This is a genomic window from Labrys monachus (assembly GCF_030814655.1).
In the GTDB taxonomy this organism is placed as follows: Bacteria; Pseudomonadota; Alphaproteobacteria; order Rhizobiales; family Labraceae; genus Labrys; species Labrys monacha.
On sequence record NZ_JAUSVK010000001.1, the window covers coordinates 2,924,628 to 2,939,202 of the forward strand.

Annotated in this window: 13 protein-coding genes, 1 tRNA gene and 1 pseudogene; 4 read left to right on the plus strand and 11 right to left on the minus strand. The window is 68.1% G+C overall.

Annotation, left to right across the window (positions count from 1 at the left end):
- Positions 1–87 precede the first annotated feature (87 nt).
- The 3 genes and pseudogenes from J3R73_RS13210 to J3R73_RS13220 all read left to right on the plus strand — a co-directional run.
- Positions 88–1,632: an acetolactate synthase large subunit gene (locus J3R73_RS13210; RefSeq protein ID WP_307437319.1), complete on the plus strand. Its 1,545-nt coding sequence runs from the start codon at positions 88–90 to the stop codon at positions 1,630–1,632.
- A gap of 133 nt (positions 1,633–1,765) precedes the next feature.
- A complete protein-coding gene (locus tag J3R73_RS13215; protein ID WP_307427471.1) occupies positions 1,766–2,056 on the plus strand; it encodes a nucleotidyltransferase family protein in 291 nt (96 codons plus the stop codon).
- Positions 2,057–2,088: 32 nt separating this feature from the next.
- Positions 2,089–2,367: pseudogene (locus J3R73_RS13220) on the plus strand (HepT-like ribonuclease domain-containing protein); the annotation flags it as partial.
- A 20-nt stretch (positions 2,368–2,387) separates the two neighbouring features.
- Here J3R73_RS13220 and J3R73_RS13225 read toward each other — a convergent pair.
- The 10 genes from J3R73_RS13225 to J3R73_RS13270 form a co-directional block, all read right to left on the minus strand.
- Positions 2,388–3,614, minus strand: coding sequence for a Wadjet anti-phage system protein JetD domain-containing protein (locus tag J3R73_RS13225; RefSeq protein ID WP_370879903.1), 1,227 nt, complete (start codon positions 3,612–3,614; stop codon positions 2,388–2,390).
- Positions 3,615–3,616: 2 nt separating this feature from the next.
- The gene (locus J3R73_RS13230; RefSeq protein ID WP_307427476.1) at positions 3,617–7,060 is read right to left on the minus strand and encodes an SbcC/MukB-like Walker B domain-containing protein; all 3,444 of its coding nucleotides are present in this window, start codon (positions 7,058–7,060) and stop codon (positions 3,617–3,619) included.
- A complete protein-coding gene (locus J3R73_RS13235; protein ID WP_307427479.1) occupies positions 7,057–7,716 on the minus strand; it encodes a DUF4194 domain-containing protein in 660 nt (219 codons plus the stop codon). Before J3R73_RS13235 ends, J3R73_RS13230 begins: the two co-directional genes overlap by 4 nt.
- On the minus strand, positions 7,706–9,235 hold the full coding sequence (locus J3R73_RS13240) for a Wadjet anti-phage system protein JetA family protein (RefSeq protein ID WP_307427481.1): 1,530 nt from the start codon (positions 9,233–9,235) through the stop codon (positions 7,706–7,708). The genes J3R73_RS13235 and J3R73_RS13240 overlap by 11 nt, the downstream gene beginning before the upstream one ends.
- A gap of 188 nt (positions 9,236–9,423) precedes the next feature.
- Entirely contained in the window at positions 9,424–10,689 is a 1,266-nt protein-coding gene (locus J3R73_RS13245; protein WP_307427484.1) for an MFS transporter, read from the minus strand.
- A 123-nt stretch (positions 10,690–10,812) separates the two neighbouring features.
- Positions 10,813–11,466 carry an amino acid ABC transporter permease gene (locus J3R73_RS13250; protein WP_307427487.1) on the minus strand — a complete coding sequence of 218 codons (654 nt, stop codon included), beginning with the start codon at positions 11,464–11,466 and terminating at the stop codon, positions 10,813–10,815.
- On the minus strand, positions 11,463–12,128 hold the full coding sequence (locus tag J3R73_RS13255; protein ID WP_307427490.1) for an amino acid ABC transporter permease: 666 nt from the start codon (positions 12,126–12,128) through the stop codon (positions 11,463–11,465). Before J3R73_RS13255 ends, J3R73_RS13250 begins: the two co-directional genes overlap by 4 nt.
- Before the next feature lie 36 nt (positions 12,129–12,164).
- On the minus strand, positions 12,165–12,971 hold the full coding sequence (locus J3R73_RS13260; RefSeq protein WP_307427494.1) for a transporter substrate-binding domain-containing protein: 807 nt from the start codon (positions 12,969–12,971) through the stop codon (positions 12,165–12,167).
- Positions 12,972–13,309: 338 nt separating this feature from the next.
- Complete coding sequence (locus J3R73_RS13265) at positions 13,310–13,594, minus strand: hypothetical protein (RefSeq protein WP_307427497.1); 285 nt, start codon at positions 13,592–13,594, stop codon at positions 13,310–13,312.
- A 202-nt stretch (positions 13,595–13,796) separates the two neighbouring features.
- Positions 13,797–13,872 (minus strand) — tRNA-Asn (locus tag J3R73_RS13270).
- 157 nt (positions 13,873–14,029) lie between these two features.
- On the opposite strand from J3R73_RS13270, the gene J3R73_RS13275 reads away from it, so the two are divergent.
- Positions 14,030–14,278 (plus strand): hypothetical protein, encoded by a 249-nt coding sequence (locus tag J3R73_RS13275; RefSeq protein WP_307427500.1) that lies wholly within the window; start codon positions 14,030–14,032, stop codon positions 14,276–14,278.
- Between the two features lie 18 nt (positions 14,279–14,296).
- Here J3R73_RS13275 and J3R73_RS13280 read toward each other — a convergent pair whose 3' ends face one another.
- A complete protein-coding gene (locus J3R73_RS13280) occupies positions 14,297–14,548 on the minus strand; it encodes a hypothetical protein (RefSeq protein ID WP_307427502.1) in 252 nt (83 codons plus the stop codon).
- Positions 14,549–14,575: the final 27 nt, after the last annotated feature.

Sequence of the window (14,575 nt, forward strand, 5' to 3'; positions counted from 1 at the left end):
TATTTGACAGGAAAGTCCAATATGGTGAGATCGCCCCAAGATCGGAGCGAGGCGGCCGGAGCCGGCGAGATCCTGCCGCCCGGCGCCATGAACGGCGCCGAAAGCCTGCTGCATACGCTGGTGGCGAGCGGCGTCGAGGTCTGCTTCGCCAATCCCGGCACGTCCGAGATGAGCTTCGTCAACGCGCTGGACCGCGTCGACGGCATGAGGGCGGTGCTCTGCCTGTTCGAAGGCGTCGCGACCGGGGCTGCGGACGGTTATGCGCGCATGGCGGGCAAGCCGGCGGCGACGCTGCTCCATCTCGGCCCGGGCCTCGCCAACGGCCTGGCCAACCTGCACAATGCCCGCAAGGTGCCGATCTCCGTCGTCAACATCATCGGCAATCACGCCAGCACGCATCAGCGCTTCGACGCGCCGCTGACGTCGGACGTCGCGGCCTTCGCCCATACCGTCTCGCATTGGGTCGCCTCGTCCGCGGGGCCGCGGACCGTCGCCGCCGACGCGGCGAGGGCGGTGCAGGCCGCCCGCACGGCGCCGGGGCAGATCGCCAGCCTCATCCTGGCGGCGGACGCCGCCTGGCTTCCCGCCGAACGGCCGTCGCCCGCCCTGCCGGTGATCGGCCCGGCCCCGGTGTCGGACCTGGCGATCGCCCAGTCGGCGAGGGCGCTGCGTGCCGGCAAGCCGGTCGCCTTCCTGTTGCGCGGGGAGGCCCTGCGCGGGCGCGGGCTGCAGGCCGCCGGCCGGATCGCCGCCGCCACCGGCGCGCGCCTCGTCTGCGACACCTTCACGCCGCGTATCGAAAGGGGCGCCGGCCGCGTGCCCGTCGAGCGGCTGCCTTATCGCCCGGGGCCGGCCATCGCCTTCCTGCAGGGCACGGCGACGCTCATCCTCGTCGGCACGCAGGCGCCGGTCGGCTTCTTCGCTTATCCCGACCAGCCGAGCGAATTGACGCCGCCGGGCTGCGAACCCCTCGTGCTCGCCCATCCGCACGAGGACGCCACCGCGGCGCTGGAGGCGTTGGCGGACGCGCTCGGCGCCAAGGCGCCGCCAAGCCTCTCGCCCTTTCGCCTGCCGGACATGCCGGCTGACGGCGCCCTGACGGACGAAGCGGTGATGCGCCTCGTCGGGCGATATCTGCCTGACAATGCGATCGTCAGCGACGAGAGCATCACCGCCGGCTTCCCGCATTATCCCCTCCTGGAAACGGCGGCCCCGCATGACTGCCTGCAGCTTGCCGGCGGCGCCATCGGCGACGGCATGCCGGTGGCGACCGGCGCCGCCGTCGCCTGTCCGGACCGCAAGGTCGTCTCCCTGCAGGCCGACGGCAGCGCGATGTACACGCTGCAGGCGCTGTGGACGCAGGCCCGCGAGAGGCTTGACGTCACCACGGTCATCTACGCCAACCGCGCCTACAAGGTCCTGCTCGACGAGCTTCGCTTCGTCGGCGCCGACCGGGCCGGGTCGAACGCCTTCCCGATGCTCGACCTCCACGATCCCGTGCTGGACTGGGTCAAGCTTGCGGAGGGCATGGGGGTCGAGGCCGTGCGGGTCGACGATACGCGCGGTCTCGACGCCGCCCTGAAGTCCGCCATGGGCCAGCGCGGCCCCCGGCTGATCGAAGCGCTGGTGTGACGGGCCACGCGGTCACCGCCGGCGGCGGAGGAGGGAGGCGTTGACCGTTCCGCGGCGGGTCTGTCACATCGAGGGCAGCCCGATCATGCGAACATGCTATTCAACTCGAGAATTTCAACGTGGAACATCGTCCATGCGCCCCTCGCTGATGTTCGAGCTCAAACGAAACGCCGTGCGCGAAGCGGTGAACCGCTTCCCTCTGGCGAACCTGCGCGTGTTCGGCTCGGTGCTCCACGGCGCGGACCGGGACGGCAGCGATCTCGATCTCCTGGTCGATGCGCTGCCCGGCGCGACACTGTTCGATCTCGGGGGGCTGCAAGACGAACTGGAATCGCTGCTCGGCGTTCCTGTCGATCTCCTGACGCCGGCCGACCTTCCGTCGAAGTTTCGGATCGAAGTGCTCGCGGAGGCACAACCGGTATGAGCAGGACGCGCCTGCCCGACTACCTGCAGCATATGCAACAGGCCGCGACCGAGGCCTGCAGCTTTGTCGAGGGTTTGGAGAAAGGCGACTTCCTGCTGGATAGGCGCACGCAGCGGGCAGTGATCATGTGCCTCATCGTCATCGGGGAAGCGGCCACCCGGATCATGGAAGGCGATGCTGCGTTCACCTTGACGCATGCCGAAGTGCCGTGGCGCAGCATGCGAGGCATGCGCAACCGCCTCACCCATGCCTATTTCGACGTCGACCTCGATGTAACCTGGGAAACGGTGCAGACCGCGCTGCCGGAACTGCTGAGGCGATTGCCCGCCCTTCAAAGAGACGCGGCGGGTCGGATCCGACCTGTCCGGCCGGGACGGGGCGCCGATGGATCGAGCGCTTCCTGCTCCAGTTCCAGCCCGGCCGGGTCGCCGGCCATCATGTCCCAGAGGGCGCCGAGGGCGCTGTCGCCGGCTTTTCCGACCGGCAGGCGGCGGGTGGGCCTACCCGCCGGCTGACCGTGGCTGCGCAGGAGGCCGGCATCCATCAGATGGGGCATCAGCGGCAATCCGCGCTCGCGCAGCGCGCGTTCGAGATGGACGAAGATGCGCAGGCCGCCGGGATCGATGTCGCCCCAATGGAACACCGGCGCGCCGGCCCGCATGGCGAGTTCCACCATGGCGGCGAGGCTGGTGCGCGCCGGAAAGCCGCCCGTATAGATCACGAGGCCGCTCTTCCCGGCATTGATCTCGGCGGCGTGGCGGACGAACGAGGTGTGGTTCTCGATCGTCAGCACATAATCGACCGGCCGCGCCGGCGTCAGGCGATGAGCGATCTCGGGGGGGACGCCGACATAGGGCATGTCCGGAAAGGCGTGGCCGTCGAGCGTCAGGGCGCCGCTCGCCAAAAAGGGTTGCGGCAGGCGGGTGACGCCGAGGGAGGACAGGACCTCCCCGGCTTCGAGATCCGGATCGGGGACCGCGTCCGGAAAGAGACGAGCGAGAATATCGACGACGGCCGTCGCCAAGAGTTCCAGCGCCTTGCTGTCGCCGACCGTGCGGCGCGAGAAGGTGCGGTAGTCGACCGCCGCCGCCCCGGCATTCGCGCGCCGGGCGAGCGCGGCGGCGAGGTCGACCGCTCGGCTCAGGGCCTCGCTCTGGCCGGGCCGCAGCAGGGACCAGCCCACATTGCGCGACCACCTGTCCTGGACCTCGTCGAGCAGGGGCGCCAGGCTGTCGGGAAGATCGGCGCGCCCGCGCAGGCCCGCGAGGGAGGCCGCCGCCGCTCGGGCGGCCGGAGAGCGGCCGAGATGCCGGTAGAGGACGTCCGCATCGGCCAAGCGGACATGGAGGATCCGCTCGGCGCCGTCGCTCCGCTCGCTCTTCAGCACGACCCCGCCGGCCCGTTCGAGCGCCTGCAGTTGGGCGAGACAATCGTCCTGGTCGGCGATGCTGCGGAAGCCGTGATAGTCGACATGGGCGAGAAGGCGCACGCCGCCGCGGGCCTCGTGCCGGTCGAGCAGGTCGGCGACGAGCGCCGAGGCGTCGGTGAAGCGCCGCACCATTATTTGGAGAACGCATCGGCGGCCGAGGCCGCGAGCTGCGCCCGCAAATCCTCGTCGCTCAGATGCTGCGGATTGGCGCGGCGGATCGCCTGGCGGGCAAGTTCCTTGATATGCGAGACCTCGGCCTCCGCCTCGTCGCCGAAGCGGAAGACGTCGATGACGGTATCGAGATTCTCATAGACGACGGCGCGCTTTTCCGTCGGCGCCGCGATCAGGACCTGGAGGCCCACATCGTTGTAGAAATGCAGGATCGTGCGCTGGTTCTGCCCGTCCAGCTTGCTGAAGGCTTCGTCGAACACGGCGAGGCCCATGCCGCGCGCGCTCTCGTCGCCGGCCTTGCGCGTCCCGTGATAGATGCTGGCGAGGGCCGCGCCGATGATGACGTAGAACGGCACCTGCCGTTCGGCGCCGCTGGCGACGCCCCGCCGGCGGTCATAGCTGGTCTCGTGACCGCTCGCATTGCGCATGCGCAGGTCGAAGCTGTAATAATTGCGGTAGTCCTGATAGACCTCGAAATTCAGCTCCTCGTCCTGCAGCAGCTTCTCGACCTCGCCGAGCGCCTGCTTGTAGGGGTGGTCGGCGGCGGCCGCCGCCCCGAACAGCGGCAGCAGGATGCGCTCGTCGTTCTCGCTGGCGCGGGCGAGGTCGTGGAGGCTGCGGAATTCCGGCTTGACGAGAGCGTGCAGCGAATAGACCTCGCCATGCAGCTGCTTGGACCGCAGGGCCGCGCGCAGATCCTCCATCTCGGTTTCCAGATTGCGGAAGCGGCTGTTCAGCTCATGGATGAAGGAGCTGCGGAAGAGGTGGATGACCCGTTCGGCCGCCTGATCCGCCTGCTGGCGGTAGCGGATCAGTTCGTTGTCCTCCAGCGCGCCGATCGTCTCGCCGGCCCAGATCTTGACGACGGCGGAAATATCGGACTCCCGGTCGAAGGGGCGCTGCGCGGCGAAGGTCACGCAATATTCGATGACCTTGCCGCGGATATCGGCGACGCAGTCCTGGCGCTCCTGCGCCAGGCGGCGGGTCTCGTCCTGGATTTCCTGAGCGGCGCGGCCATGGCTGCGCCCGGCCGAGCGCTTGGCGTAGGCCGGGCGGACCGCAATGAAGCTCGCGAGGTCCGGCAGGCGATCGCGGAAGAGGCGGCGGCGGGTCCGGAGCGACCACCAGGATCCGATCTCGCCCTCGCCGGCGTTCAGCCGGATGTCGAGGGCGGTCAGTTCGGCCCGCAATCCGCCCCGGTCGGTCTGCCGCTCGCCCCTCTCCTCATGGAGGACCTTAAGGCGGCGCCGCACCTTCGAAAAACTCTCCTGGATGGCCGGATCGAGCAGGAGGCCGACGCGATCGATCCGTTCCTGCAGGTCGGCGCGGCGATCGTCGATCTCGGCGAGGGCCGATGCCAGGGTTTCGAGCGTCTCGGTCTCGGCCGGCGCGATCGTCAGCAGATGCAGGCGGCCGCAGATATCGGTGAGGAAATCCGCATGGCCCCGATGGGTCTGCGCCAGCTGCTGCTCGTCGGTCAGCTCGGCCTGGAGACGGTCGAGCATCAGCTCGGCGGCCACGCGGCCGATCTTCAGCCCGTCTGGATGGCGCACCTCGATGACGATGCCGTCGTCATAGGTGCCGTCGCGCATGATGGCGCGGCCGGGCAGGAACAATTCCTCCTGCGTCTCGGCGAGGCGTATGGAGCCGAGGCGCTGCACGACGAGGGCCATGGCCAGCTCGTCGTCGCTGCGCAGGATGGAGGCCAGCGAGCCGGCCTGGGCCGCCTTGGCCAGGCCGGCGAGCTTGCGCGAATTGGCGACGCGGCACCCCTTGAAACGGTCGCGCTCGCGGCGCAGTAGCGACACGGCGTCCTCCGCATGGCCGGGATCGACGAGGATCGTCTCCCGGTCGCGGCCGAGCAGGGCTTCGGCGGCGTTGCGCCAGCTTTCGTCCAGCACCTCCAGCACCTGGCACAGCGCGCGGGGGCGGAAGCCCCGGCTGCGCAACGCCTCCATCAGCGCGAGGGTATTGGGCTGAAGCAGCACGCGGCCCTGCCGGGATTCTGCGATGCGCGTGCGGATCTCGGCGATCCTGTGCTCGCATTGGCGCCTGTATCCGATCGCCTCGTCGCGCCGGTCCTCCAGCCGCGGCAGCCTCTCCGCCGCGACGGCAGCGGCGACGGCGATGCGCTTCTCCATGGCGCCGGGGTCGCGCGGCCAGGCCGGCGGGGCCAGGCCTTCGCTTGAGGCCTCGATGGCTTCGAGCGCCGTGAAGATCTCGCCGAGGCCCAGGCCCTTGAGGCGCTCGCGGTGCCGCAGGAGCTCCACGGCGCGCGCCGTGCCGAGATGGCGCTCCTTCAATCGCCGCAGGAGGTCCGTGCGGTCGCGCTCGACGAGGGCGATCTCCTGCTTCAGGCCGTAGCGCTTGCCTTCGACGCCGGTCGCCTCGATCTGGGCGCGAAGGCTCTCCTCCTCCCGCGCCGTGCTTTCGATTTCCGCGTCGATGCGCTCGATCTCGGCTTCGATGGTGTCGAGCGCCCGCTTCTTCCGGCGCTTGCCTTCGAGATTGGCGAACAGCGCCTTGCCGCTTTCCAGGAGGACGGCGAGCCGCTGCATGCGAAGGCCGAGCTCTTCCTGCGCCACCAGGCGGTCGAAGCGCTCGATCTCGCCGCGGATCAGCTTCAGCGCCGCGAGCTTGCGCTCGAGCTCGTGGATGTCCTTCTGGATCTGCCGGTAGCGCTGGATGGACTCCCGCAATTCGGCGATGTCGATGTCGTTGCGTTCGAGCAGGTAGCTGCGGACGAAATCCTCGACCGAACGCATGTCCTCGAAGGACAGCGCCATGACGAAGGCCTTGATGAAGCGGTCGGGGTCCGGCGATCGCCGGCCGGTGAACAGCAGGCGCATATATTCGCGGATATAGGTGCGCGCCGCGGCGGGGTGCTGGTGCAGCTGGCCGCCGGCCTGCCGGCAGGCGAGGTCGAGGCGCGCACGGACCAGCGCCCAGGGCGCCGGTCTTTCCTCGCTCCCCTCGGCCTCGACGAAGTGGCGGCTGTCGATCGCGACGCCCTCGGCGACATAGCGCCCGCTGGTGCGGACCTCCTCGTTGCGGCGCGCCTCCAGGCAGAGGCCGAGCGTGACGGGCGGACGGAGGCCGGCGGTGTCCTCGAACACCAGCGCGACATGGGTGATGCCCTGCTCGCGCAAGGTGACGTGCTGGTCCGTCTGGCCGAGGCAGTAGCCGCGCAGCGTCCGTTCGGAGCGGCCGCCGCCTTCGCCGGCGGAGCGGTTGAAGCGGTAGAGATTGCCGGAGCCGCCGGTCATCACCGCCTGGACGAGGTCGATCAGCGTCGACTTGCCGGTGGCGTTCTTGCCGAGGATCGCGCCGTTGCCGGCCAGGTCGAGATCCGCCCGCGCGAAGAGGTGCCAGCTGACGAGCGAGATGCGCCTCAGATGCATCATGGCGCGCCGCCGTCCGTCGCCGCCTCGGGGCCCTCTTCCTCCTCTTCCGCCGGCACCTCGTGTTCCTGCAGGAAGATCTCGATGGTGGCGAGGAAGTCCTCGCCGGCCAGGAGCGTGACGATCGGGCGGATCGTGAGTTCCTGGTCCTGGAATTCCTCGTCATAGCCATGGAGACGCACCACGGCGCGGCGGGCGAGTTCATGGACGATGTCGCGGAACGCCTCGATGCGCAGGGCCGCGCGGCGCGACCGCGACGCCAGGCCCTGATAGGCGTCATAGGCGTCGTTCAGGGTCGTCAGCACATTGCTGTATTCGCCGACCTCGCCGTCCTGCACGCCCTCCTGCCACAGCCGCGCCAGCACGAGCAGCACCAGGGTCTCCTCGATGCGCATGCGCGGCGGGGCCATGCGCTCGGTGTCCGGCAGGATGCCCGCCCACCCCTCGCTCTCGCGCAGGACGAGCTTGTATCCGGCCGTGTCGAAGAACGAGCCGAGGAGGGCCCCCGTCGTCGGCCGCCGCACGATCTCCAGGAGGGAGGCCGAGCCGCGGTCGTCCGTATGGATGAACTGGTGGCGCAGGAGATGATGGATGGTCTGCGAGACGCGTTCCATGGTACGCGGCTCGCGGGCTTCGAGGTCCTTGAATTCAATCAGCAAAGTCGACCTCCAGGCTCACATGGTCGTCCTTGCGGCGAATGTGGAAATTCTCGCAGGTCAGCCATTCATTGTCCACGATGCCGCTCCGCCCGGCATCGAAGGCGAAATGCCGCGCGAGGTGGCGCGCCAGGAGATCCTCCTCCTTGCCGTGCATGACGCCGCGGACGGCATGGCGCAGGGTTTCGAAAGCGAGGAAATCGTCGAGGTCGTCGATGGCCAGATGCTTGGCCTCGGTGGAGCCGAAGGGCGGAACCCGCCGCTCCAGGAAGCGCAGGACCTGGCGGGGGCGTATGGCGATGCGGGCCAGATAGGCCCTTTCGAGCTGCTTCCGGAGTTCCCGCAACGGGTCGAAGGCCGGCAAGGCGAGCACGCCGGAGACGATGGGGGACCGCTCCCGGCGCGGCCGGGCCAGGAGTTCGGGCGCGAAGGGCGCACGCACGGCATCCAGATGGCCGGGAATCGTCGGGGCGCGCGGGTCGCCAGCATGGCGCGCCGTCAGGCGGTCGAGCCGCAGGATGATCTGCTCGCTTCGCCGCAGATAGGCGTCGGCGCGGCGTCCGGCATAGCGGACGGTGTTCCTCAGCCGCGCCTCGAGCTGGCCGCGATGCTGCTGGATGCGGCGGAAGGCTTCGTCGATGCGCTGGAACACGCGCCGGATCTTGTCGAGATCGTCGAAGACGAGGTCGCGGGCGGCAGCCATGGCCGGGGCGAGGCCGGCCTCGTGATAGGCGGCCGCGAGGCTCTCGATGTCGACGGGCGAATCCTCCAGCGACTGCAGGACGTCGAAGATGCGGTGCCGGAAGCGGTAGGGATGCGACGTGGTGGCGATCGCCGCATAGTCCTTCAGGAGCACCCGCTCGACGAAGTCCTCGAAATAATGCTGTAGCCTTTCGTTGAGGCTCTCGCTCTCCATGACGTGACGGTCGATCTCCCGCAGCGCCGAAAGGACGCTGCGCAGGTAGCGGCCGAAGCCGACCGCATCCCGTGCCGCCTTGTGCAGCCCGAGGGCGTTCTCCTTGGCGCTCGCCCGCACGCCCTCCAGGGCATTCTTCACCTCGATGACCAGGCCGCCGAGTTGCTCCATCGAGCCTTCGCGCAGCGTGCAGAGGAATTCGGCGAGGCGCATGGCGCCGGCGGGCATGTCGACGGTGATGCGCAGGCCGTAGCGGCTTTCCTCGAGCCATCCGGTCTGCAGGAGGCGCGCATAGATGTGGCGCGCCCTCGCCATCGCCTCGCCGGTGGCCTGCTCATGCGCCCCGGGCTGGCGGCGGCGCCGAAGCCGGCGGCGGCGCTCGGACGAAATTTCGTCGAGGGTGACGAGCGCGCCTTCCTCGTGCCAGAGGCCCGGCCTCTCGGCGAGAATGTCGTAGATGATGCCGACGAGTTCGTTCTGGGTCGGAAACAGCAGGTCCGATCCGAAGCAGCTGTCGTATATCTTGACCAATACCTCCTCGTAGAGGCGCCTGTTTTCTCCCGAAAACAGCATGAAGATATCGGGATCCAAAGCGCCGAACAGCATTCCCTGAAGTTCCCGTGGATCTTTACAGCCCAGGATAGATCGATTGCCGCCGCCAGGCTAGACAGCACCGTATCGCCATAGCCGTCCATGCACAGTTCGATGATATCCGCGCATGGCGTCAACACCGGCGGCGCCAGATTCTACGAAAATTCCGGCCATGCTCCCGTCCGACAAATATTCGCCGGCCTCTATCCTGCCCGCGGCGAGGCCCGTTCTCCGCCCGGCGGCAGGCCGGCCTTCGACACCGACGCCGCAATGGCGGCGGCGGCGAGGTTGGCGCCGACGCTGGCGAGGATCGGCAGGGCATAGCTGTGGCTCGCGTCGAAGGCGAAGCCGGCGACGCTGGGGCCGACCAGCGTGCCGAAAGCGACGCTGGTGTAGAGGACGCCGATGATGCCGCTGATGTTGCGTCCGCCGAAATGATCCATGACGACGGCCGGCATGACGGCGACCCAGCCGCCATAGAAGACGCCGAACAACAGGGCGAAGACGGCGAGGGCCCAGAAGCCGGCTGACAGGCCCCAGATGGCGAGCGCCAGCGCCATGCCGACGAACATCGCCACGAGGAAGGGCTGCCGCCCGATCCGGTCGGCGAGCCCGCCGAGAAAGAAGCGTCCCGCCGTGCTGCCGGCGCCGATCACGCCGAGGAGAAGCACGGCCGAGGCCGGCGGCACGCCGCCATCCACCGCATAGGGCACGAGATGGACGAACGGCACGAACACGCCGAACGAACTGATCAGGCAGGCGGCATAGAGGGTGACGAACGGGCGCGACGTCACCGCCTCGCGCAGCGGCATGCCGCCCGGACGGCTTCCCTGCGCATGCCGCCGCGGCGGATCGCCATCCGGCCCGAGGCCGCGGGCGGCCGGGTCGCCGTCGAGGAGGAGGGCCATGCCGATGCCAGCCGTCGCGGCGAGGGCGCCGAGGACGAGATAGGCGCCGCGCCATCCGAGCATGCCGATGAGATGGGCGGCGAGGGGCGGCATCACGAGCGTGCCCACGCCGATGCCGCTGACGGCGAGGCCGGAGGCAAAGCCGCGGCGCCTGACGAACCAGTGCTGCACCGCGCCGATGGCCGGCACATAGGCGCAGCCGATACCCAGCCCGACCCCGAGGCCGTAGGCCGCATAGACCCCGACGATGCTGCCCGCCATGCTCGCAAGGGCGAGGCCGGCTCCGAGCAGCGCCATGCCGAGCACGGCCAGCCTGCGCGAGCCCCACCGGTCCGCCAGCGGCCCGCTGAGGACGCCGAAGCCGAAATAGACAAATCCCGCCAGGGAGAACACCAGCGAAACCGAGCCGCGGGAGGCGCCGAAATCCCGCTGCAGCGGTTCGACGAAGGCGCTGAAGGTGTAGGCGCTGCCGAAGCCGAGAAAGGTGACGGCGAAGGCCGCGGCGACGACGAACCAGCCATGGAAGATGCGGGGAGGGGACGGGGTGTTCACGCGGGTCACTCGATGGGATCTTGCGCAAGGCACGGGCGCGGGGCCCGACAATGGGAGGGGGGCGCATGGCGCCGGATTATGGAAGGCTGGGCCGAGGACGGCCGAGGCCCGGTCGACATGGAGCCTGCCTCGCTACCGTCCGGCAAAGGACTCTTTTCGCTCCAGGGCCCTGGCATAGCGCGTCAGCGGAAAACACATCGCGAAATAGATCAGGGCGACGAAGCCGTAGACCTCGAAGGGCGCGAAGGTGGCGTTGCTGATGGCGTTGGCGGCCCGCATCATCTCCTCGAAGCCGATGATCGAGGTCAGCGCCGTGCTCTTCACCAATTGCACGAGAAAGCCGACGGTCGGCGCCCGGGTGATGCGGAACGCCTGCGGCAGGATGACCAGGCGCAATTGCGCAACGTAATGCAGCCCGAGGCTGGCGCCGGCATCCCATTGCCCGAGGGGCAGCGCTTGCACGCCGCCGCGCCAGATCTCGGCGAGATAGGCGCTGGCGCTCAAGGTCAGGGCGAGGACGGCCGCCGTCCAGGGTTCGATGCGCAAGCCGAGCATCGGCAGGCCGAAGAACACCAGGAAGAGCTGCATCAGCAGCGGCGTGCCCTGGAACAGGCCGATATAGAGTTCCGCGCCACGCTGCACGGGGCGCCGGCGATCGATGCGGGCGACCATGACGGCGATGCCCACGACCCCGCCGCCGATGAAGGCCGCCGCGGAGAGAGCAAGGGTCCACCGGGCGGCGAGCAGCAGATTGCGCAGGATGTCCCAAAGAGTGAAATCCATCACGAGAGGCCACCCAGAATTTTCCTGCCGCCGGCGAACATCAGCCGCCGCAGCACGATGCTCAGGGCGAGATAGACCATGGTCACGACGAAATAGGTTTCGAAGGCCCGGAACGTCCGGGACTGGATCATGTCCGCCTCATAGGTCAGCTCCCGCACGGAAATCTGCGAGACGACGGCGGATTCGAGCATCATGATGACGACCTGGCTGGCGAGAGCCGGAAAGATGACCCGCAGGGCCTGCGGCAGCACGATCTTGACGAAGATCTGGCGCCCGCGCAGGCCCAGCGCCATGCCCGCTTCCTTCTGGCCGACCGGCACCGCGTCCAGGCCCGCCCCGACGATCTCGGTGCCATAGGCCGCGAGGTTGATCGTCATCGCCAGGACCGCGGCGGCGAACGGATCGAGCCGGACGCCGACGCTCGGCAGCCCGAAGAAGAAAAAGAACAGCTGCACCAGGAACGGCGTGTTGCGGATGATCTCGACATAGGCGCCGATCACATGGCGCAGGGCTGCATGGCGGCTGCGGCGCCCGGCCGCCCCGAGGACGCTGAGCACCGCGCCGACCACCGCGGTGACGAGGGTCAGCAGGACCGTCGTCGCCGCCCCGCGGCCGATCAGGGAGAGTGCGTCCGCCAGCCAGCCGAAATCGAGATCATATCGCAAAGGTCCGGTCCCTCACGCCGCCGATCCTTCAGGTCCTCAATCCTTGAGGTCCTTGGGATCGAGGGGCTTGCCGAGCCATTGGGTCGAGATCTGGTTCAGCGTGCCGCCGGCCAGCATCTTGGCGATGGCGCCGTCGACGGCCTGCTTGAGCCGATCCTCGTTCTTGTTGAGACCGATGTGATCGGGCGAGGTCAGCAGCTGGAATTTCTGTTCCGGCTTGAGATCGACCTGCTTGGCCAGGACCTGGGCGCCGACATCGTTGCCCACCACCATCAATTGCGCCTGGCCGGAGAGGAAGGCCTGGATCACGGCGTTGTAATTGTCGAACCGCCTGACATCGGCGGAAGCCGGCGCTGCCGCCGTGAGCGAGGTGTCCTCGAGCGTGCCGCGGTTGACGGCGATGCTCTTGCCGGCGAGGTCTTCCTTGCCCGAGACCTTGACCGCCTGCGGACCGATCACCGCGATGTAATAGGGCGCATAGGCGGCGGTGTAGTCGATGACCTTCGCCCGCTCCGCGCTGTAGCCGACGCTCATGAGAAGATCGACGCGATGGTCGGTCAGATAGGGGATGCGGTTCTGGCCGGTGACGCTGACGAGCTTGAGCTTGACGTTCAGCGTGTCGGCCAGGATCTGGGCGACGTCGACGTCATAGCCTTGCAGGCTCATGTCGGATGCGACCGACGAGAAAGGCGGAAAGTCGGAAAATACGCCGACATTGAGCACCCCGGCCTTGGTGATGTCGTCGAGGCCGTCCGCCTTGGCGGGCGCGCCGGCCCACAGGCCTGCCGCGACCAGCGCGGCCCCGGCAATGAAGGCCCGCCGGCTGTTGTCTTGCATCGTCATTTTCTTACTCCGGTTTGGATGGTGGCAGTTTCAGGTCGGGCAAGGAGTGCCGTCCGCCGGGGTTCGGATGCCGAACCCATGCGGCCGCCGCAGGGAGTTTCGCACAGGAGGGCCCTATTGACGCGATGCCGCGCGAGTCTGCCAGATGCGCGGACCCCGTGTCGATCCCGTCTCGGCGGCGCTGAGGAATAAAGGCCTTCTGCGGCACTTCCCATGCCCGCCTTTCAGCCTCCTCGCCCTCGCTCAAGCGCGGCGTCGAGAATCTCTGCTCGGAGCCGGATGCGTCATGAGAGCCGCAGGGACGGGCGACGCGTGGTTCGGCCGGCGCCCTCGCGGCGTCAGGCGGACGGGCCGGAGGCGGTATCCCGCCTGTTCCGGTGCGCCAGTTCCCGCAGCGCCTTACGAATCACGTCGAGGTTGTGCGCCGGTCTTTTCACGTTGATGCTGTCGATGAGGTCGGCGCAGTAGTCGATGCCGGACGCATGGGCCTCGGCCAGGGCGGCCAGGATGACGCCCATCACCGCTTCCTTTTCTTCGTCGGAGCCGGCGAGGCGGGGAATGAGCCAGCGGATGAACTTCTGCTGCCATTCGATCTGGTGCCGCGTGGCGTCGGACGTCTGCATGATATGGTCCTGAACCGTCGGCTATCGGAGATAGTCTGCCTGATACTCCCTGACCGGGCCTCCATCAACCCAAATCGTCGCGGGAGGGGAGCGCCGGCGGATAGCGGGGGGCGACGGAAACGAACGGCAAGCGGCCATGCCGCAGGACATCTGCGGAAGACATAAAAATACCCAAGGCAACTGAATGCCTTGGGTATAAAATTGGCTCCGCGAGCAGGACTCGAACCTGCGACCGAGCGATTAACAGTCGCTTGCTCTACCAACTGAGCTATCGCGGAACAGGGGCGAACCCTGCGAGGCCGGCCGTATAGCAACAACATCGGGGCTTGCCAAGGGGCACCGCTGCCTCGTTTGCATCTTCTTTTCGGATTATTATCTGGGGTAGGGATCGCGCGATCGGCGCAACCTGCGGTTTTTCCCGGAAAGGAGAGGGTTTTGACGCCACAGAGCCACATTGGCCGTCCGCGGCTCAAATTTGCCGGACGCCATTTTCATCTGCCGGGTTCGCGCTGGGTGCGCGTCGGGCTCGGGGGATTGTTCGTCACAGGCGGGCTTGTCGGCTTCCTGCCCGTGCTGGGCTTCTGGATGATTCCCGTCGGCCTGCTCATCCTCTCCGTCGATATTCCTCGCGTCCGTCGTGGACGGCGGCGGCTCGCCGTCTGGTGGGGCAGGCGCCGGGCGTGATTCGTCGCGCCGCCGCCTTCAGTACCTGGTATTGAAGGATGGAGGATCGCTGGCGGGGAACGAATCCTCCAGCGTCTCGTCCACCTCCCGGTCGTCGACCTGCGGCACGTCGCGCGTATTGGCGCCGGCGGCGCGGATGATCGCCAGGTCCAGCGCCTGCTCGCGTGCCTTCCGATAGTCCAGTTCCTGGCGCAGGCGCCTGTTGTCATCGACCAGCTTGGCAATCAAAGCCACTGCGGCGAGTGACGTGAGAAGGCGAATCCCCATCATAAAGTCCCTCCATGCCCGACATCGGGC